The following is an 18,229-nucleotide window of genomic DNA, read 5'->3' as shown; positions in this document are numbered from 1 at the left end:
CCCACAGACCCAAGAGGACGGGACAGCCATGCCTTCTTTCGATACTCCCGAACCGATCTCGGCCACGGCGCGCGTGGAGGCCGGTTCCATCCAGTTCGCCGCGGGCGACCGCACCGACACCGTCGTCGAGGTGCGCCCCCGCGACCCGAAGAAGGACCTGGACGTGCGGACGGCCGAGCAGACCGAGGTCGCGTACTCGGGCGGCGTACTGACCGTCAGGACGCCCAAGTCCAACATGTTCGGCCGCACCGGCGTCGTCGACGTGACGGTCGACCTGCCCACGGGCTCGCGCATCGACATGACCGGCTCCTGGACCCAGGTGCTCGGTGAGGGCCGGCTCGGCGAGGTCCGCGTGAAGACCTCGTCCGGCGACGTCCGCCTCGACACCACCGGGCCGCTGTACCTGAAGGCCTCGCACGGATCCATCACCGTCGACCGGGTCGAGGGCACGGCCGAGATCACCACCAGCTCCGGCAGCCTGCGCGTCGGCCTCGTCGACGGGCCCGCCGTCCTGAAGAACTCGCACGGCACCACGACCGTCGGCGCCGCGACCGGCGAGCTGCGGGTGAGCGGAGCCAACGGCGACATCGAGATCCGGCGCGCGGAGGACTCGGTCACCGCCACCACCGCCCACGGCACCCTGCGCGTCGGCGAAGTGGTCCGCGGCACCGTCCAGCTGGAGACCTCGTACGGCGCCATCGAGGTCGGCGTCCGCGAGGGCACGGCCGCCTGGCTCGACGTCAGCTCGACCTCCGGCCAGGTGCGCAACGCGCTCACCCCCTCCGAGACCCCGGAGGGGACCGAGGAGACCGTCCAGGTCCGCGCCCGCACCCGGCACGGCAACATCGACGTCCGCCGCGCCAAGGCCTGAGCCCCTTCCCCCTCTCGACCGGCGCCGTCTCCCGCTCACTTCAGCCTTCGAATGGAGGGCCTCATGCCTTCTTCTGACATGTCCATGCCCAGGCAGGGCGGCGGTCACGCCTCGCCCGCCGCCGTCTCCACCACCGGTCTGCGCAAGTCGTACGGTGACAAGACCGTCCTCGACGGCGTCGACCTGCACATCCCGGCCGGGTCCGTGTTCGCGCTGCTCGGGCCCAACGGTGCCGGCAAGACCACCGTCGTGAAGATCCTGTCCACGCTCATCACCGCCGACGGCGGGCAGGCCCGGGTCGCGGGCCACGACATCGCCACGTCACCGGACGGGGTGCGCGCCGCGATCGGCGTCACCGGGCAGTTCTCCGCCGTCGACGGTCTGATCACCGGTGAGGAGAACATGCTCCTCATGGCGGACCTGCACCACCTCTCCCGCAGCGAGGGGCGGCGCGTCGCCGCCGAGCTGCTGGAGCGCTTCGACCTGGTGGAGGCCGCGAAGAAGCCCGCCTCCACGTACTCCGGCGGCATGAAGCGCCGCCTCGACATCGCCATGACGCTGGTCGGCAATCCGCGGATCATCTTCCTCGACGAGCCGACCACCGGTCTCGACCCGCGCAGCCGCCACAACATGTGGCAGATCATCCGCGAGCTGGTCACGGGCGGCGTCACCGTCTTCCTCACCACGCAGTACCTGGACGAGGCGGACGAGCTCGCCGACCGCATCGCCGTGCTCAACAACGGCAGGATCGCGGCCGAGGGCACCGCCGAGGAGCTCAAGCGCCTGATCCCCGGCGGACACGTCCGGCTCCGCTTCTCCGACCCGGCCGCGTACCGCAACGCCGCCCTCGCACTGCGCGAGGTCACCCGGGACGACGAGGCGCTGTCGCTGCAGATCCCCAGTGACGGCAGCCAGCGCGAGCTGCGCTCCCTCCTCGACTGGCTGGACTCCACCGGCATCGAGGCGGACGAGCTGACCGTGCACACCCCCGACCTCGACGACGTGTTCTTCGCCCTGACCGGCGGCACCGACCGGACCGCCCGGCCGAACCAGACCAACCAGACCAACCAGACCACCCAGCCGAACCAGCCGAACCAGCCGAAGGAGACTGCCCGATGAGCTCGCTCACCCTCGCCGTCCGCGACTCGTCCACGATGCTGCGCCGCAACCTCCTGCACGCGCGGCGCTACCCGTCCCTCACGCTGAACCTGCTGCTGACGCCGATCATGATGCTGCTGCTCTTCGTCTACATCTTCGGCGACGTGATGAGCGCGGGCATGGGCGGCGGCGCCGACCGCTCCGCGTACATCGCCTACCTCGTACCGGGCCTCCTGCTGATGACCGTCGGCTCCACCACCATCGGCACCGCGGTGTCCGTCTCCAACGACATGACCGAGGGCATCATCGCCCGCTTCCGCACGATGGCGATCCACCGCGGCTCGGTGCTCGTCGGGCACGTCATCGGCAGCGTGCTGCAGTCGGTCGCCAGCGTGGTCCTCGTGGGGGCCGTGGGCGTGGCCATCGGCTTCCGCTCCGTGGACGCCACGGCCCTGGAGTGGCTCGCGGCGTTCGGGCTGCTCACGATGTTCGCCCTGGCGCTCACCTGGATCGCGGTCGGGATGGGGATGGTCAGCCCGAACGCCGAGGCGGCCAGCAACAACGCGCTGCCGCTGATCTTCCTCCCGCTCATCTCCAGCGCCTTCGTCCCGGTCGACGCGATGCCGGGCTGGTTCCAGCCGATCGCCCAGTATCAGCCGTTCACGCCGGCCATCGAGACCCTTCGCGGGCTGCTGCTCGGTACCGAGATCGGCAACAACGGGTGGCTCGCGCTCGGCTGGTGCCTGGCCCTCTCCGTGCTCGGCTACTTCTGGTCGAAGGCGGTCTTCAACCGCGACCCGAAGTAGCCGCCACAGCTCCTCCCGCCCCGAGGGCGGCGTACCCCGACACCACGTCGGCGTACGCCGCCCTCGGGCGCGTTCCGGGGGCTCGGCGTTCAGTCGCTGCTCGCTTCCCGCTGGAGCCGGGGTTCAGGGGGGCTCAAGAGGGCCCGGAAGACGCGGAGCCGGGGGCAGCGACTGAAGGAAAGCGACTGAGCGACTCTTCGGTCGCTCGGAGAGCGGGAGAGAAAGTGCAGGTCAGAGGCGCTGGTTGAAGGAAACAGCGACTGAAGCGACTCAAGGTCCGGGTATATGGAGACATTGGCGTGCGCGTGCGCATGCGCGTGTGCGCGTCATATATAGGGGTCTTCAGTCGCTTCAGTCGCTGTTTTGCCTTGCACAGGGCTGTGACCTGGTGTTCTGTGAGCTACTCAACGAGCGACCGAACGAGACTGAGTCGCTGTCCGTTCAGTCGCTCAGTCGCTGGGGCTGATCGTGGACACGTACATCTGTTCTGGCCCATATGCCTCTCGGCACCCAGTGGTTTCGCTAATCTGTTGTTGGGCGTTGAGTCGCTTCAGTCGCTGATGGGGGAAGTGAATGGCAGCTGAGCTGCGGGTTTCGCGCAGCGACCCAAGGCAGTTCACGAGAGCTGCAGCGGTCGTGTCGCAGCCTCTGACGACTGCCACGTGGTGCGCGCGCCAGGGGTGGCCGGTTCACCCTCTTGCGCCGGGCCGCAAGACGCCCGTGGGCAACTGCGACGCCTGCCGCGCGGCGGGCCACGACCGGGGCGCCTGCGACTGCCTGCGGGCGGGCCGCTGGTGCCACGGGTTCCATGCCGCCACGCTCGACTGCGAGCGGATCCGCCAGTGGTGGGGTGCGCGGCCCGATCTCGGGGTCGGCGTCGCCACCGGTCCGGCGGGCCTCGTGGTCATCGACATCGACGCGCACGCGACGGAACTCCCCGGCCGCGAACGGCTGCTGCCGGGCATCCCCATCGCCGACACCGTCGACCTGACCGGTCTGGCCAACGGGTTCCACACCCTGGGCGTGCTGGCCGCGTTACGCGGTGCCACGAGCCCGGCGGACGACGAGACGACCCTGCGCGTACGGACCCCGTCCGGGGGCCTGCACGTCTGGTACCGGGGCGAGGGCGGCCGGCGGTGGCAGTGCTCCGCCGGGTCGGGCAGCGGCCGGGCGCTGGCCTGGCAGGTCGACGTACGGGCGCACGGCGGGTACATCGTGGCCCCGGGGACCGTGACCCCCGCCGGGGTCTACCGGCCGCTCGGGTCCGTACGGATGCCCGCGCCGCTGCCGCTCTGGCTCGCCGGGGAACTGGAGCGCACCGGGCACCTGCCCGCCGAGGCCGTTCCCGGGCCCCGGCCCGTGCCGCCCCGGGCCCGGCAGGCCGTCATCGCGGCGGGCGGGGGACGGGCGGCGTCGGACCGGGTCCTGGCGGGAGTGCTGGCCGAGGTCGCCGGCTGCGCCGCGACGGCCGAAGGGGCCGCGTTCTCCGAGAAGTTGAACCGCGCCGCCTACACCGCCGGGGGACTCGTCGCCGCCGGGCACGTCACCGAGGCGGAGGCCCTGCGGGCCCTGGAGGACGCGGCCGGAGCGGCCCGCCCCGGGCAGGAGCGCCGCTGCCGCGCCATCATCCGCGGCGGGCTGAGTGCGGGCCTGGCGCGCCCGCTGGCCCTCCGAGGCCGCGTGTGAGGCCGCATGTGAGGCCGGAGAACGACGGATTGCTGGCCGGTTTCGACGTGGAGCCCGATTTCGACGTACAGGCCGTCGCGGCGCAGATCCTCGCGCAGCCCGTACCGGCGCCCCGAGGCTCCCAGGAGTCCCTGGAGCCCGCCGGATACCCGACAGGCCGGGAGACGGCCGACAGCGGCCCGGGAGAGGCGGCGCTGGGCACCTTGGAGGCCCTGGCGGTGGCGGGCGGCGAGGCGACGGCCGACGGGCTGCTGCCCGACACGCTCACCGACCGGGGCAACGCCAAACTGTTCGTCAAGCTCTACCGCAACGACTACCGGCACGTTCCCGGGATCGGCTGGTTCCGCTGGGACGGCACGCGCTGGCAGATCGACGAGGACGACACCGTCATGTGGTCCGCGGGCGACCTCGCGGAGTCCATAGCCACCACCGACCCCCGGGGCGTCCACCCCGCGGCCGCGCTCCAGCAGCACCGCCGCCGCACGCTCAGCACCAGCGGGATGAACGCCATGCTCACCCAGGCGAAGTCCGCCCCGGGCATGGTGCTCAACGCCGCGCGCCTGGACGCCGATCCGTACGCGCTGTGCACGCCCGCCGGTGTCGTGGACCTGCGCAGCGGGCACATCCGCCCCGCCGAGCCCACGAAGGACTTCCACTCCCGCTCCACCTCGGCGGCGCCGCAGCAGATGCCCACGCCCCGCTGGAACCGCTTCCTGACCGACACCTTCGGTGAGGGGCCGGAGGGCGCGGAGATGATCGACTTCCTCCAGCTGCTGCTCGGCTACTCGGTCACCGGGGACGTCGGCGCCCAGGTGATGCCGTTCCTGTTCGGCTCCGGCAAGAACGGCAAGTCCGTACTGCTGGACGTCCTGATGAAGCTGCTCGGGGACTACGCGGACGCGGCGCCCCCCGGGTTCCTGATGTCGCGCCCGTACGAGGGGCACCCGACCGACCTCGCCGAACTGCACGGCCGCCGCGTGATCGTGTGCAGCGAGGTCAAGCCGGGCGACCGCTTCGACGAGGCCCGCGTCAAACTGCTGACGGGCGGCGACCGCATCAAGGCGCGCCGGATGCGCCAGGACTTCTTCAGCTTCGAGCCGACGCACAAGATGTGGCTGCTGGGCAACCACCGGCCCGAGGTCGGCACCGGCGGATTCGCGTTCTGGCGGCGCATGCGGCTGATCCCGTTCGAGCGGGTCGTCTCCGACGACCGCAAGATCGACAACCTGGCGGACGTCCTCGTCACCCAGGAGGGTCCGGGCATCCTCAACTGGCTCATCGACGGCGCCCGTCGCTACCTCGGCGGCGACCGGGACCTCACGGGGCCGGAGCGGGTCCGCATCGCGACGACGGCGTACGCGGAGACCGAGGACCACACCGGGCGCTTCATCGGCGAGACCTGCCGGCTGGAGGCCGATCTGAGGGCGGAACAAGCACAGCTCTACGCGGCCTACAGGGGCTGGTGCCAGAATGAGGGCGCCCCGGCGATCTCTTCCCGGGCCTTCGCGGCGCGCGTACGCGAGTCGGTGGGACTGGCCTCGCCGAAGGAAATGATCCTGTCCAACCAGCGCAAGTACTACCCGGGCATCGGCCTGCTCGCGGACGAGGAGACAGTGTGAGCGCCCTCATCGCAGAAGACGAGATCGTCCACGAAGTGGACCTCGTCTGGCTCGAGGACATCAGCAGGCTCGACTACGTCCGCCAGAGCCTGGACCGGCTGCCGACGCGGCGCGGGCGGCCCGCGTACCACCGCGACGGGCGGATGGTCGGGTACGCGCTGCTGGGGCCGAAGGCGAAGCCGTCGCGTTCCTCCGGCACCTTCCGGCGGCGGGTGTTCTGGCTGCTGCCGCACGACCGGGACACCGCCCCGGAGGGGCTGTACGCGACGGGGGCGCCGGCCGAGGCGGTGGACGCCCGGACGCTGGCACCGGGCAACAAGGGGCGCAAGACGGAGCGTTCGGAGGGCGGGCCGATGTCCTCGGCGGTGCGCGGGCTCCTTCCGTAGCTCCGTAGCTCCTTGGCTCCTCGGTTCCTTGCCGTGGTCGCTTGTGGTGGTTCCTTGCCGTGGTTCCCTGCCGTGGCTCCTCGCGCGGGCCTTGATCCCTCGTACGGCTCGCGTCCCCGAGCGCCTTGCTCCCTCCTTTGCGTCTCTTCCTTGGAAAAGAAACGGGCCACCCGGTATATTTTCGGCCTGAGGGGTCGTCAACGGGGGAGGGCACCGCTGTGCAGGGGGAACGTCGTATGCGGGCGCAGGTGGCGGTGGTGGGCGGGGGGCCCGTCGGGATGCTCGTGGCGGCCGAGTTGGCCGCGTACGGAGTCGACACGGTGCTCCTCGAATCCCGGGCCGACGTGTCCGAGCGGCCCAAGGCGACCACGCTGCACGCCCGGGCCGTGCAGTGCCTGGCCCGGCGCGGCCATCTGCCGGCGCCGGCCGCCCCGTACGCCGGTGCCCGGGGCGCCCGGACCGGGAGCCCCTTCCACTTCGCCGGGCTGCCCGGCCTGTTCATCACCGCGCCCGAGACCGAGCCGGAGCCGATCCTCAAGTGCCCTCAGGCGCAGCTGGAGCGGCAGTTCGAGGAGCGGGCCCGGGAGGCGGGTGCGCGGATCCTGCGGGAGCACCGGGTGACCGGGGTGGTCCAGGACGAGGAGGCGGACGGGGTCCGGATCACGGCCGAGGGGCCGCAGGGGCCGGTCGCGTACGAGGTGCGGTACGTGGTGGGGGCGGACGGTGCGCGCAGTACGGTCCGCGAACGGGCGGGCATCGCCTCCGACACCCATCCGGCCACGATCTCCGCGCTGATGGGCGCCGTCAGGCTCGCCGAACCGGACGCGCTGGCCCCGGGCTGGCACCGGACCCCGCGCGGCTGGATCGTGGCCAAGGGCGACGCCGAGGGCAGGACGCACATCCGGACGCTCAACTGCGCCGGGGCGCACGCCGACCGGCACCTGCCGCCCACGTCGGAGGAGCTGCGCCGCGAGGTGTCCTGGATCGCCGGACGCGAGATCGCGATGGGGGAGGCGCGCTGGCTCGGCCGGTTCAGCGATTTCTCCCGGCTGGCGCGGACCTTCCGCGAGGGGCGGGTCTTCCTGGTGGGGGACGCGGCGCACGTGCACTTCCCGATCGGCGGGCAGGGCCTGAGCACCGGGGTGCTCGACGCCCTCAACCTGGCCTGGAAGCTGGCGCTCGCGGTGCGCGGGGAGGCGGGCCCGGACCTGCTCGGCACGTACGACGCGGAGCGCAGGCCGGTCGCCCGGCGGGTCATCGAGAACACCCGGGCCCAGCTCGCGCTGATGCGGCCGGGGCCCGAGCTCGATGCCCTGCGCGGGGTGTTCTCGGGGCTGCTGGCGCAGGAGGGGGCCCAGGGGCACCTCGGCGGCCTCATCAGCGCGCAGGACACGGTGCTCCCGGCGGTGCTCCCGGCGCGTGCCGGACGTTCCTGCCCGAGTGCAGGAACGTTTCTGCACAACGCCGTACTGACCACCTCGACCGGCGAGACGGACGTCATCCGGCTGCTCCAGGGCGGCCGGCCGCTGCTGCTGCTCCTCGGCGAGAAGGGCGCGGGCCACCGCGAGGAGGCGCGGGACTGGGACGGGATCCTGCGCGTGGTGCGCGCCCGGCCCACGCCCGACGTGCCGTACGAGGCCCTGCTGGTGCGGCCCGACGGCTACATCGCGTGGGCGCCGGGCGGCGCGGACCTGGCCGACGCGCTGTCGGTGTACTTCGCCAGGGGCGCCCGTACGGGGTGCCGGTGACGGCGTACCGCCGCCCGGTGCGTGGGTCCGGCGGGCCGGGCGGCGGCTCCGGCTCCCGCCCGGGGTCAGCCGGGGGTGGTCGCGAGTTCCAGGGCGTCCGCCGCCTTGAGGGCTTCGGCGTAGACCGCGCCTCCGCGGCTCTCGTCGAGGGCGAGCGAGGCGAGGACGGAGGAGACGGCGACGCTGGGGAGCAGGTGGCGCACCAGCGCGGAGGTCCGGGCCGCCAGGTCGCGGTAGTCGCAGATGGCCTGGGACATGGACTGGACGCCCGCGAACGTTCCCACGATGACGTCGGCGGTCTCTTCGGGTACGACGTGGGGCAGCAGCTCGCCCTGCTGCTGGGCCTTCTGGAGCGTGACGGTGACGACCTCGGCCCAGCGTACGAACGGGCCGCTGCGGTCGAGCCCCTGGGCAAGCTGGTCCATGGTGAGCCGTACGCCGGCGCGGACCATGGGATCGGTCTGCAGGCGGTAGGCGTGGAGCATCACCATGTCCACGATCTCCTGCACCTTGGAGGCCCGCTCGGGGACCATGATCCGCTGGTCCTGCTCGGCGAGGACCCCCTGGGCCAGGTCGTCCTTGGACTGGAAGTGGAAGTACAGCGCGCCCTTGGTCACCCCGGCCTCGGTGAGGATCTGGGAGATCGTGGCGGCTTGGTAGCCGTACTCCTCGAAGACCTTGGCCGCCGCGGTAAGGATCGCCTGTCGAGTGCGGATGGCCCGGACTTGCTCAGCCACGTTGCCTCCTCCCTCCTCTGTTCATGGGGCATGTAAAAAAACCGCCCAGTTCGTATCTTACAGCGGGTGATGGCCGTCGGCTGGTGGCCGGTCGCGGAAAAATGTCAGGTCAGGGAGGGAAGGTCATGATTCTGGTCACGGGGGCCACGGGGACGGTCGGACGCGAAGTGGTCCGAAGACTCCCTGCCGACCTGCGGTTTCGCGTCATGTCGAGAAATCCGGAACGGATTGTGGGCCTCCGTGCGCCTGCGGAGGCCGTCCACGGCGACTACCGGGACCGGCGGTCGCTCGTACGGGCCCTGCGCGGCGTGAGCGCGGCCTTCCTGGTGACCGCGGACATCGGCGGCGACGGGGATGCGCGGTTCATCCGGGCCGCGCGGTCGGCCGACGTACGGCACATCGTGAAACTGTCCGCCGCGGCCGTGGCGGATCCCGGGGCCGATGACCTGATCACCCGGTGGCAGCGCGGGAACGAGGAGCTGCTGCGCGGCTCGGGGATGGAATGGACGCTGCTGCGCCCGCGCTCGTTCATGTCCAACACCCTGTCCTGGGCGGCGACGGTGCGCGCGGAGCGGGTGGTACGGGCGCTGTGCGGGCCGCTGGGCAACGCGTGCGTGGATCCGCGCGACATCGCGGACGTGGCGGTACGGGCTCTCACCGGGGACGGGCACGCGGGGCGTTCGTACACGCTGACCGGGCCGGAGGCGATCACCGCGGCCCAGCAGACCGCGCAGCTCGCGCAGTTGCTGGGCCGTCCGCTGCGCTTCGAGGAACTGGGCCCGGAGCAGGCGCGGGCGGCGCTGCGGGGGAGGTACCCGCACGACCTCGTCGAGGCGCTGCTGGAGAGCGCGCAGCGGCAGCGCGCGGGGGTGAAGGCCCAGGTGGACGGGACGGTGCCCGTGTTGCTCGGCCGTCCTGCCGGCTCCTTCCACGCGTGGGCGAGGGATCACCTGGGTGCTTTCGCGTGACGGTGCCGCGCCGTCCCGCCGGCGCCGGCTCCCGGATTGTCGGACGGCTCTCGGGCTGTCGGACGCCTCCCGGGCTGTCAGACGTCGTACGACGCCGCGGACACGGTGGAGCTGAAGACGGGGCTGCCGTTCTGATGACCGGTGACCACGACGGCCTCCCGGCCCTCGGGTACGGCTTCACGGGGCAGCGTGCGCGCCTCGATGACGCACGGAGCGTCCAGTTCCGCATACCGCTCGAAGGTGCTGTCCATGCCGAGCGGAAGGAAAGCGGAATGTCCCAGCACGGCGGATGCGGCCTGCCGGGCGGCTTCGAGCAGTGCCATGCCCGGTACGTGGTCGACGGGGTGGTCGAACAGCACCGGATGGCGGGTGTCCGCCCGCAGGAACCAGCGGTTCGGCTGATCGGTGGGGGAGAGGACGACGTCCATGGGCGAGACGCGTCCCACGCTCTGCGGGGCCGCCGGGGCGGTGAGCGGCAGGCGGCGCTCCTCGCCGCTCAGGGTGCGGTCGCCGCGCAGCCGCTCGTAGACGGTGGGCGCGATGCACGTGTACGAGGCGGCCGCGGTCGCCGCCAGTTCGCCGTCGCGGCGCAGGGCGGCCTCGTAGCGCAGTCCGGCCAGCCGGCTGCCGCGGCGCCGTACGTCGGTGCAGGTGACCTCGATGTCGATGGAGGCGGGGGCGCTGCCCACGACGAGCTGCTCGGGCCGCACCGCGATGCTGAGGTCGCGCATCAGGAACTGGTGCCCGAACGGGACGCCGAACTCGGCGTGGCCGAGGAGGGCGCCGACCTGGCGGAAGGTCTCCACGGCCATGAGGGGGTCATGGTGGGTGCCGTGCACGGGTATGAAGAAGCTGTGGCTGCGGGGCCATTGGGCGGTGACGGTGAAGTGGGTGTCGTCCTGGCGCTCCCAGTCGGTGAGCATGACCTCGGCCACGGCGGCTCGGTGCACTAATTCCTTGGGGACCGTCGTGGTCCATGTGGAGAGGATTGCGGGGCGACTGGCCGAAGCCCAAGTGGCCCGTCGCGTCATTTCTCTGTCGAACCCAGTTAGTTCAACTTGAAACGTGCTCGCAGACATTGCTCCCCCTGGGGCTCCGCTGGCGAGAAGGGCTTGTTGCCTCTGGCGGGAAAGATACATACCAACCGGTTTAATTTCTAGCGGTATCCGACCGTCCGTTCGTGCGAACGGCGGATGATTTCCTTCCGAATATCGCGTTTCCGCTGGTCGGAGCGGGTCCTCTCGGCCTCGTCCCACTCTAGTCGCGCCCTGGGTCACCTTTCGCGGTCCCGGGTGAGTCGAGTGCCATCAGAGCGATTCTCAAGTCTGCCGATCAATGGTGTCCGAATGTCTTCGGTCGGCTCGGTCCGATCTTCGGTCGTCTTTGGTCCGGCTTGAGCCGAAGGTAAGGCGTAAGGGCCTTCCTCGCGAAAACCGCACAGACGGTTTGTTATAGTGAGGTCCGGAGTGAGCGGCCGCCTCGCGAAGCTCCGGAGCAAGCACCCGCCGGCCCGCCTTCGCGGGCGTGGCACCCCTCGCAGTGACGGAGCAGTCGATGGTCAAACAGGAACGCGCGGCGCGTACGCGCGAAACCCTGATCCGGTCCGCAGCCGAGACCTTCGATCGGGACGGCTTCTCGGTGGCCTCGCTCACCGCGATCAGTTCGCTGGCCGGGGTGAGCAACGGGGCGCTGCACTTCCACTTCCCCAGCAAGGCCGCACTGGCGAACGCCGTGGAGGAGGCGGCGCTGACCCGGCTGCTGGAGCTCACGGGGGATGCGCGTGCGGATGCGGAGGGGGGTGAGCTCCCGGCCGGGGCGAGCCGGGTGCAGCTCCTCGTCGACGTCACCCACGGGCTCGCGGGGGCGCTGCGCGCCGACCCGGTGCTGCGGGCCGGGTTCGCACTGAGCGGCGAGCTGTCCCGGCCGCGCCCGGGTGACCTGCGCGAACGCTGGCGCCGCTGGGTCGAGGAGACGCTGCGGCAGGCGGAGGCGGAGGGCGAGTTGCGTCCCGAGGCGGCGGCCGGGGACGTGGTGACCGCCGTGGTGGCGGCGACCGTGGGCTTCGAGGTGCTCGCCGTACGGGACGGGGTGTGGCTGTCGGCGGCGACGGTGACCCGGTTCTGGCGGCTGCTGCTGCCGACGCTCGTACCGGCGGACCGGCTCGCCGGTTTCGAGGCCGCCGGGACGGCCCGGCGGTCGCTGTAGTCATCGCGCCCGGTCCCTCTGGTCCCTCCAGTCCTTCCTGGTCCCTCTGGTCCCTCTGGTCCCTCGCGTGGTGGCGGGGTGGTGCCCCGGTCCTTCGCGTACGAGCGCGGGGGCCGGGGCGCTTCCGTTCGTGGTGAACGGGTGGGGCGCACCCGGGTGTTCACCCTGTTCGTACGCGGACTTCGCGGTTTGTTTTGCCAAATCTAGGGCTGTTCTGGAGAGAGTGCGGAGTGGGGCTGCAGCGGCCGCCGGAGTCTGACGGTCCGACAAAAATGCAGGTCAGAACCGTGTTTTGAGGGTTCGTTAGCTGGACTAAGAAACAAAACAGCGCGGTCGGTTTCGTATTGACAAACCGCCGGTCCTGTTTTTTACTGGCGGAGGCTCATCCACGGACAGGGGAGTACGGCGTGGACATCGAAGTACTGGGCACACTGGCGGTGCGGGAACGCGGAATCTCCGTTACGCCGACCGCCCCGAAGCCGCGACAGGTGCTGGCGCTGCTGGCGCTCCATGCCGACCAGGTCGTTCCGGTGTCGGCTCTGATAGAGGAACTGTGGCAGGGGGCACCGCCGCGCAGCGCGCGGACCACACTGCAGACGTACGTCCTGCAGCTGCGGGCCCTCATCGCGACCGCCCTGGAGCAGGGCGAGGGCGGCGGCGAGGGCGAAGCGGCCCCCGCGGGGCGGCGTACCGCCAAGGACGTGCTCGTCACGCTGCCCGGCGGCTACCTGCTCAACAGCGGCGGCGGCACCAGCGACGTCCGCGAGTTCGACCGGCTCGCCGGCATGGGCTACCGGGCGATGGACGCGGGCGACTTCCCGGGCGCGGCCCGGCTGCTGCGCGAGGCGCTGTCGCTGTGGTCCGGACCGGCATTCGCCGACGTACACGGCGGAATCCAGCTGGACATGGAGACGCGGCGGCTGGAGGAGACCCGGCTCTGTGCGCTCGACCAGCGCATCGAGGCCGATCTGAGGATCGGGCGGCACCGCGAACTGCTGGCCGAACTCACCGTGCTGGCCAGCCGCTACCGCACCCACGAGAACCTGCACGGCCAGTTCATGCTGGCCCTGCACCGCTCCGGCCGGCGCGGCGAGGCCCTCGACGTCTACCAGCGGCTGCGCGCCACGCTCGTACGCGAGCTCGGGCTGGAGCCGTCGGCCGCCCTGCGCCGGCTGCAGCGCTCGATCCTCATGGCCAGCCCCGAGACTCCGGTGGCGGCGGAGACCAACAGCGAGCGACTCGTACGCGTGGGCTGAGATGGCCGCCGCACGCGACACCGACACCGGGAACGCGGCCGGGACCGGGACCCGGGGCCGCAAGCGCGCCCGGACCACGGGCCGAGGAGGCAGCGCCGTGCAGGAGAGGTCGGAGCGGACCCGCAGGAAGCTCGTGCACGCGGGCGCCGAGATGTTCCACCGCAACGGCTACGCGAACGCGACGCTCCTGGAGATCGCCTCGTTCGCCGGAGTGACCAAGGGGGCGCTGTACTTCCACTTCGCCTCCAAGGACGAACTGGCGGAGGCGGTCCAGCTGCGCGGCTGCGAGCTGCTGCGCGAGGCGGTGCGCGAACTGCGCGCATCCGGCAGCTCCCCGCTCCAGATCCTGGTCGACACGACGCACTGGCTCGCGCTCAATCTGCGTGAGGAACCGGCGATTCCGGCCAGCTTCCGCATCACCAAGGAGTGCGCGGGACTGCCCGCGCTCGCCACCGACTTCCACCGCATCTGGCTCGCGGAGGTCTGCGGGCTGCTGTGCGAGGCCCGGGACGCGGGCGAACTGCGCGCCGAGGGCCGCTGGGAGAGCATCGAATCCCTGGTCGCCGCGGCGGCCTGCGGCATCGAGGCGCTGGCGGCCACAGGAATGCCGTACGCCGAGCTGCAGCGCCGGGTGTCGGGGCTGTGGTCGCTGCTGCTGCCGAGCCTGGTGCCGGAGGGTGCGGAACGGCAGTTCCGGCTCGGGATGCCGGATCCCGACACGGCGCCGCGGCGGGTGGCGGACGTACGGGGCGAGAGCGCGCACTGCCCGCCCCGTCCGGCGTTCTCCGGCAGCAGCGCGTGACCGCGGCCGTGACTGTGATCGTGACCGCGACTGTGATCGTGACCGTGTGCCACCCGACGGCTTGGAGGAGCCTGCGATGACGATGGACCATCCTGCGGACGTACTGACCGACCTCATCGGAGTGCTCGGCGACGTCCTGCGGGTCAAGCCGGAGAAGATCGACCCCGAGCAGACCTTCCAGTCCATGGGGCTCGACTCCCTGCTGGTCGTGGAGTTCGTCGCCGTCGTCAACACCCGGTACGGACTGCGCGTGCGCGCGACCGACCTCTACGACTTCCCGACCCCGGTGTCCTTCGCGCGCGAGGTCGCGCGGGCGGCGAGCAGTGCGGCCGGCAGCGCCGCTGCCGCGCCTGCGCCGGTTGCCGCTCCCGTTGCGGCGGCGGGGTACGAGGCGCCGGTCGCCGTCTCGTCCGCTTCTGCTTCCTCCGGTTCCTCCAGTTCCGCTTCCGCCGCCGCCCGGCAGTCGCCCGCGGCCGCCGCGGCGACCCGGATCGCGGAGGTGCTGCGCGAGCAGCTCGCGGGGATCCTGTGCTGCGACCCATGGGACATCAACACCACGGCCGCGTTCAACGTGCTCGGTGTCGACTCGATGGTGGGCGCGGAGTTCATCGCGGTCGTCAACCGCAGCTTCGGCCTGCAGGAGCGGTCCGTCCTGCTGTACGAGCACCCGAACCTGGCCGCCATGGCCGCGTACATCGCGACGCGGACGGGGGCGGCGGCGCAGGCGGTCCAGGCCGCACAGGCCGCGCAGGCCGCACACGCCCCGGCTGCCCCGGCCCCGGCACCCGTCGTACGGCCGCTTCCGGGCGGCGACCTCGACGTCCTGCTGGACGCGATCCGCGACGACCGGCTCACCGTGGACGAGGCTCTCGTACTGCTCGGCCGTCGCGGCTGAAGCCATGTGGCGTCCGGCCTGATCCACCAGACATTTTCAAAAAGGAGCACGTCCAGATGGACGAGAAGGAAGTCCTGACCCGGTTCAAGAGCGGCCATCTGGACCGGGCCCAGGTGGCCGCGCTGCTGACCGGCGCCGCAGGTGCCGCCGGGACCGTCGCCGCCGCCACCGGGGCGGGACCCGTCGTCCTCACACTGCCGGACCCTCGGCCGGAGCCGTCCTCCGTGACCGGGCCGGAGGCTCCCGCGCGGGACGTGCAGCCGGTCGGCGAGCCGGTCGCGCAGCCGGTCGCCGTCGTCGGGATGGCCGGCCGTTATCCGGGGGCGCCCGACCTGGCCGCGTTCTGGCGGCAGGCGCGCGCCGGGTACGACAGCGCCTCGACTCCGCCGCCCGGCCGGCCCGGGGACGAGCCCGGCCACTACCTGGAGCGCGTACAGGACTTCGACCCGGAGTTCTTCGGGATCGACGTGCACGAAGCCGCCCTGATGGACCCCCAGGAGCGGCTGTTCCTCGAAACCGCCTGGGAGGCCCTGGAGGACGCCGGCTGCACCGGGTCCCGCCTCGACGCGCTGACCGCCGCCGACGGGACGCCGCGCAGCGTCGGGGTGTTCACCGGCGCCGGGCCCGGGGACTACGCGCTGCTCGCCGCCCGGACCTGGCGGCGCGAGGGGTCCCGTCCGATGCCGCGGGGCGGCCAGTGGAGCCTGCCCAACCGGCTCTCGGCCCTGCTCGGTCTGACCGGCCCCAGCCAGTCGGTGGACACCGCGGAGTCCTCGGTGCTCGTCGCCCTGCACCTCGCGGTGGCCGCCCTTCAGCGCGGCGAGTGCGCCGCCGCGCTCGTCGGCGGCGTACGGCTGCTGCTGCACCCCTCCAGCCGGCACCCCGGCGCGGGCGAGGGCGTGGGCGCGCTGCTGCTCAAGCCGCTGGCGCGGGCCTTGGCGGACGGGGACGGCGTCCACTGCCTGGTCCGCGGCAGCGCGGTCGGCCACACCGCACCCGACCCCACCGCTTCCGGCCCGGGCCGCGGATCCCGGGCCGCGGGCACCCGTACGGGGAGTGCGGGCGGGGCCGGGGCGCCCGCGGGGCGGGTGTTGCGGGAGGCGTTGCGGGTTGCCGGGGTGGATGGGGCGGCTGTCGGTGTCCGTGAGGATGCCGGGGCCGTACGTGTGCTCGTGGGGGACGCGGGCGCCGCCACCGGGGTCGCCGTGCTGACGCGGGCCGTGCTGCAGCTGGGGCACCGGGTTCTGGTCCCCGGGCCGGGGCGCGTCGAGGCGCGGCCTTGGGAGAGCGAGGGGCGCGGGCCGCGGCGGATCTGCGTCGGGGTGCGGGGTGCGGGGGGCGCGGACGCGGAGGTGGTGTTGGAGGAGTACCTGCCGGACGCCGCCGAGCCGCGTGTGGCCCCGGACCGGGATTCCGCGGGTCCCGAGCTGTTCTTGCTGTCCGCCCCGACCCCGTCCCATCTGGCGGCCACCGCGCGGCGGTTCGCCCGGATGCTGGGCGGGACCGGGCCGGTGCCGCCGCTCGGCGCGCTCGCGCGCGCCCTGCGGACGGGCCGGGCCGCCATGGACTGCCGGTTCGCGGCCGTCGTCGGTGACACCGGCGAACTGCTGCGGGTCCTGGAGCAGTTCGTACGGGACGGGGCGCCCTGCGCCGATCTGCGCGGCGGCGGCGCCGACCCGCTGGGGCTGGGAGCCGTACCGGAGACCGACGGCTACCTCGCCGCGCTCTGGCAGGCCGGGCACCTGCACCAGCTGCGCGGCCTGTGGCTGTCGGGGCTGGACGTGGACTGGGCGGTGCTGGAGCCGGCTCGCGGGTCGTCCGCCGCGGGGGCGGCGCCGCTGCCCGCGTCCGCGTTCCTGCGGGTACCCCTGTGGCTGGGCGGCGAGGAGGGGCCGGTATGACGGCGCTGCCGCTCGACCCGGCGGGGCCGGGGGAGCACGAGCCGGCCCCGGTCAACCTGTGGTTCTGCCCCAACGAGGACCTCGCGCCGGGTATCGCCGCGACGTTGGCCTCGTACTGGCTGGACGAGAACGAGCAGGAGGTGGCGGGCCGGTTCCTGTTCGAACGCGACCGCCGGCAGTACCTCGTCGCGCACGCGCTGGTGCGGCGGGTGCTCGCGCTGGAGACCGGCATTCCGGAGGCCGAGGCGATCATCTGGCGGTCCTCGCGTGGCCGGCCGTTCCTGCAGACGCCGGCCGGGGGGCTGCCGCGGGGGGCCGATGCGCTGGACTTCAACCTTTCGCACGCCAACGCGTACAACTTGCTGGGGGTTGCGCGGGGTCTGCGGATCGGTGTGGACGTGGAGCGGCTGGACCGGGGTGAGCGGGGGCTGGACAACATCATCGCGACGTTCTCCGGGGAGGAGCAGGACTGGATCGCCAGTGCCGCTCCGGGGCGGCCGCGGGACCGGCGGGCGCTGCGGCTGTGGACGCTGAAGGAGGCGTACTCGAAGGCGCGGGGACTGGGGCTGGGGCTGCCGTTCGACTCCTTCGCGTTCGTGCTGGCCGAGGACCGGGGGGTGCTGTCCTTCCGGCCGCCGGCCGATGACTCGGCGCAGCGGTGGCGGTTCCTGGAGGTGGAGCCGGTGCCGGAGGTGCTGGCGGCGGTGGCGGTCGAGGTCGACGCCGAGCGCCCCCCGGCGGTCCACCTCCACCACGGCTTCCCCTGGGGCCGCGCAGCCCCCCGCCGCCTGGTCCTACCGGCCCCCACGGGCATCTGACCCGTCCCGCAGGTCCCGGCGGCGCACCCCGGGTTCAAGGGTGCAGTGCGCCGAGGTTCACGCGGCGGGCGTCGTGCGCGTCCGGGTCGTGAGCCGGGGGAAGCGCTCTTCCCAGACCTGGCGGACGTGGCGGCTGACCAGGGTGCGCAGGACGGGCCACTGCTCGGGCAGCAGGTCGCGGTCCAGGAGCGCGGTCAGGTCGTCGCGCTGCCCCTCGGCCAGGACGGTGCGGTACATGCTCATCCGCTGCCGGGGCCGGTCCAGGTCGTAGACGCGCAACCCGGACCACGCCACGTGCAGGGGCAGCTCCACCACCCCGCGGGACGGGCCGGCCAGCTCGTCGAGGGAGGCGGGCAGGCGGCCGGTGTACCGCTCGCGCAGGACCTCGCCCGCGGGCACCGGTGAGACGGGGGACGACGGCTGATCCATGCGC

Annotated in this window: 17 protein-coding genes; 14 read left to right on the top strand and 3 right to left on the bottom strand. The window is 72.4% G+C overall.

Translation table 11 applies throughout. The annotated features are described in order from the left end of the window. Positions 1–28 precede the first annotated feature (28 nt). The 7 genes from OG509_RS41780 (at position 29) to OG509_RS41750 (ending at position 8,214) form a co-directional block, all read left to right on the top strand. A complete protein-coding gene (locus tag OG509_RS41780; RefSeq protein ID WP_331742545.1) occupies positions 29–871 on the top strand; it encodes a DUF4097 family beta strand repeat-containing protein in 843 nt (280 codons plus the stop codon). A gap of 63 nt (positions 872–934) precedes the next feature. Then, positions 935–1,990 (top strand): ATP-binding cassette domain-containing protein, encoded by a 1,056-nt coding sequence (locus OG509_RS41775; protein WP_331742542.1) that lies wholly within the window; start codon positions 935–937, stop codon positions 1,988–1,990. Further along, on the top strand, positions 1,987–2,775 hold the full coding sequence (locus OG509_RS41770) for an ABC transporter permease (protein ID WP_331742539.1): 789 nt from the start codon (positions 1,987–1,989) through the stop codon (positions 2,773–2,775). Before OG509_RS41775 ends, OG509_RS41770 begins: the two co-directional genes overlap by 4 nt. A 573-nt stretch (positions 2,776–3,348) precedes the next feature. After that, on the top strand, positions 3,349–4,461 hold the full coding sequence (locus OG509_RS41765) for a bifunctional DNA primase/polymerase (RefSeq protein ID WP_331742536.1): 1,113 nt from the start codon (positions 3,349–3,351) through the stop codon (positions 4,459–4,461). A gap of 8 nt (positions 4,462–4,469) precedes the next feature. Continuing rightward, positions 4,470–6,080 (top strand): phage/plasmid primase, P4 family, encoded by a 1,611-nt coding sequence (locus OG509_RS41760; protein ID WP_406187922.1) that lies wholly within the window; start codon positions 4,470–4,472, stop codon positions 6,078–6,080. After that, complete coding sequence (locus tag OG509_RS41755) at positions 6,077–6,466, top strand: DUF6009 family protein (protein WP_053692515.1); 390 nt, start codon at positions 6,077–6,079, stop codon at positions 6,464–6,466. Before OG509_RS41760 ends, OG509_RS41755 begins: the two co-directional genes overlap by 4 nt. A gap of 236 nt (positions 6,467–6,702) precedes the next feature. Continuing rightward, a complete protein-coding gene (locus OG509_RS41750) occupies positions 6,703–8,214 on the top strand; it encodes an FAD-dependent monooxygenase (protein ID WP_406187921.1) in 1,512 nt (503 codons plus the stop codon). Between the two features lie 65 nt (positions 8,215–8,279). Here OG509_RS41750 and OG509_RS41745 read toward each other — a convergent pair whose 3' ends face one another. Further along, positions 8,280–8,951 carry a ScbR family autoregulator-binding transcription factor gene (locus OG509_RS41745; RefSeq protein ID WP_331742526.1) on the bottom strand — a complete coding sequence of 224 codons (672 nt, stop codon included), beginning with the start codon at positions 8,949–8,951 and terminating at the stop codon, positions 8,280–8,282. A 125-nt stretch (positions 8,952–9,076) separates the two neighbouring features. On the opposite strand from OG509_RS41745, the gene OG509_RS41740 reads away from it, so the two are divergent. Next, a complete protein-coding gene (locus OG509_RS41740) occupies positions 9,077–9,919 on the top strand; it encodes an NAD(P)H-binding protein (RefSeq protein WP_331742523.1) in 843 nt (280 codons plus the stop codon). A gap of 77 nt (positions 9,920–9,996) precedes the next feature. On the opposite strand, the gene OG509_RS41735 is transcribed toward OG509_RS41740, so the two are convergent. Further along, positions 9,997–10,950, bottom strand: a complete 954-nt coding sequence (locus tag OG509_RS41735) for a ScbA/BarX family gamma-butyrolactone biosynthesis protein (protein ID WP_331742520.1) — start codon at positions 10,948–10,950, stop codon at positions 9,997–9,999. Positions 10,951–11,443: 493 nt separating this feature from the next. Between OG509_RS41735 and OG509_RS41730 the strand changes: the two genes are divergently transcribed. The 6 genes from OG509_RS41730 (at position 11,444) to OG509_RS41705 (ending at position 17,796) form a co-directional block, all read left to right on the top strand. Beyond that, complete coding sequence (locus tag OG509_RS41730; RefSeq protein WP_406187920.1) at positions 11,444–12,124, top strand: ScbR family autoregulator-binding transcription factor; 681 nt, start codon at positions 11,444–11,446, stop codon at positions 12,122–12,124. 407 nt (positions 12,125–12,531) lie between these two features. Beyond that, a complete protein-coding gene (locus OG509_RS41725; protein WP_331742514.1) occupies positions 12,532–13,380 on the top strand; it encodes an AfsR/SARP family transcriptional regulator in 849 nt (282 codons plus the stop codon). A 1-nt stretch (position 13,381) separates the two neighbouring features. Next, complete coding sequence (locus OG509_RS41720; protein WP_331742512.1) at positions 13,382–14,182, top strand: ScbR family autoregulator-binding transcription factor; 801 nt, start codon at positions 13,382–13,384, stop codon at positions 14,180–14,182. Positions 14,183–14,258: 76 nt separating this feature from the next. Further along, positions 14,259–15,077 (top strand): acyl carrier protein, encoded by an 819-nt coding sequence (locus tag OG509_RS41715; RefSeq protein ID WP_331742509.1) that lies wholly within the window; start codon positions 14,259–14,261, stop codon positions 15,075–15,077. 56 nt (positions 15,078–15,133) lie between these two features. After that, positions 15,134–16,978, top strand: a complete 1,845-nt coding sequence (locus tag OG509_RS41710) for a polyketide synthase (protein ID WP_331742507.1) — start codon at positions 15,134–15,136, stop codon at positions 16,976–16,978. Beyond that, a complete protein-coding gene (locus OG509_RS41705) occupies positions 16,975–17,796 on the top strand; it encodes a 4'-phosphopantetheinyl transferase superfamily protein (protein WP_331742505.1) in 822 nt (273 codons plus the stop codon). The genes OG509_RS41710 and OG509_RS41705 overlap by 4 nt, the downstream gene beginning before the upstream one ends. Positions 17,797–17,853: 57 nt before the next feature. On the opposite strand, the gene OG509_RS41700 is transcribed toward OG509_RS41705, so the two are convergent. Beyond that, on the bottom strand, positions 17,854–18,225 hold the full coding sequence (locus OG509_RS41700; protein ID WP_331742503.1) for a hypothetical protein: 372 nt from the start codon (positions 18,223–18,225) through the stop codon (positions 17,854–17,856). Positions 18,226–18,229: the final 4 nt, after the last annotated feature.

This window comes from Streptomyces sp. NBC_01006 (assembly GCF_045162725.1).
Taxonomy (GTDB): domain Bacteria; phylum Actinomycetota; class Actinomycetes; order Streptomycetales; family Streptomycetaceae; genus Streptomyces.
The sequence above is the reverse complement of the archived record's forward strand: the minus strand, read 5'-3'. Positions and strand labels throughout refer to the sequence as shown.

Excerpts from the sequence above, each read along its gene's own strand:
- OG509_RS41780 (WP_331742545.1), top strand. The coding sequence starts at position 29 with ATGCCTTCTTTCGATACTCCCGAACCGATCTCGGCCACGGCGCGCGTG.
- OG509_RS41775 (WP_331742542.1), top strand. The coding sequence starts at position 935 with ATGCCTTCTTCTGACATGTCCATGCCCAGGCAGGGCGGCGGTCACGCC.
- OG509_RS41770 (WP_331742539.1), top strand. The coding sequence starts at position 1,987 with ATGAGCTCGCTCACCCTCGCCGTCCGCGACTCGTCCACGATGCTGCGC.
- OG509_RS41765 (WP_331742536.1), top strand. The coding sequence starts at position 3,349 with ATGGCAGCTGAGCTGCGGGTTTCGCGCAGCGACCCAAGGCAGTTCACG.
- OG509_RS41750 (WP_406187921.1), top strand. The coding sequence starts at position 6,703 with ATGCGGGCGCAGGTGGCGGTGGTGGGCGGGGGGCCCGTCGGGATGCTC.
- OG509_RS41740 (WP_331742523.1), top strand. The coding sequence starts at position 9,077 with ATGATTCTGGTCACGGGGGCCACGGGGACGGTCGGACGCGAAGTGGTC.
- OG509_RS41735 (WP_331742520.1), bottom strand. The coding sequence starts at position 10,950 with ATGACGCGACGGGCCACTTGGGCTTCGGCCAGTCGCCCCGCAATCCTC.
- OG509_RS41720 (WP_331742512.1), top strand. The coding sequence starts at position 13,382 with ATGGCCGCCGCACGCGACACCGACACCGGGAACGCGGCCGGGACCGGG.
- OG509_RS41715 (WP_331742509.1), top strand. The coding sequence starts at position 14,259 with ATGACGATGGACCATCCTGCGGACGTACTGACCGACCTCATCGGAGTG.
- OG509_RS41710 (WP_331742507.1), top strand. The coding sequence starts at position 15,134 with ATGGACGAGAAGGAAGTCCTGACCCGGTTCAAGAGCGGCCATCTGGAC.
- OG509_RS41705 (WP_331742505.1), top strand. The coding sequence starts at position 16,975 with ATGACGGCGCTGCCGCTCGACCCGGCGGGGCCGGGGGAGCACGAGCCG.
- OG509_RS41700 (WP_331742503.1), bottom strand. The coding sequence starts at position 18,225 with ATGGATCAGCCGTCGTCCCCCGTCTCACCGGTGCCCGCGGGCGAGGTC.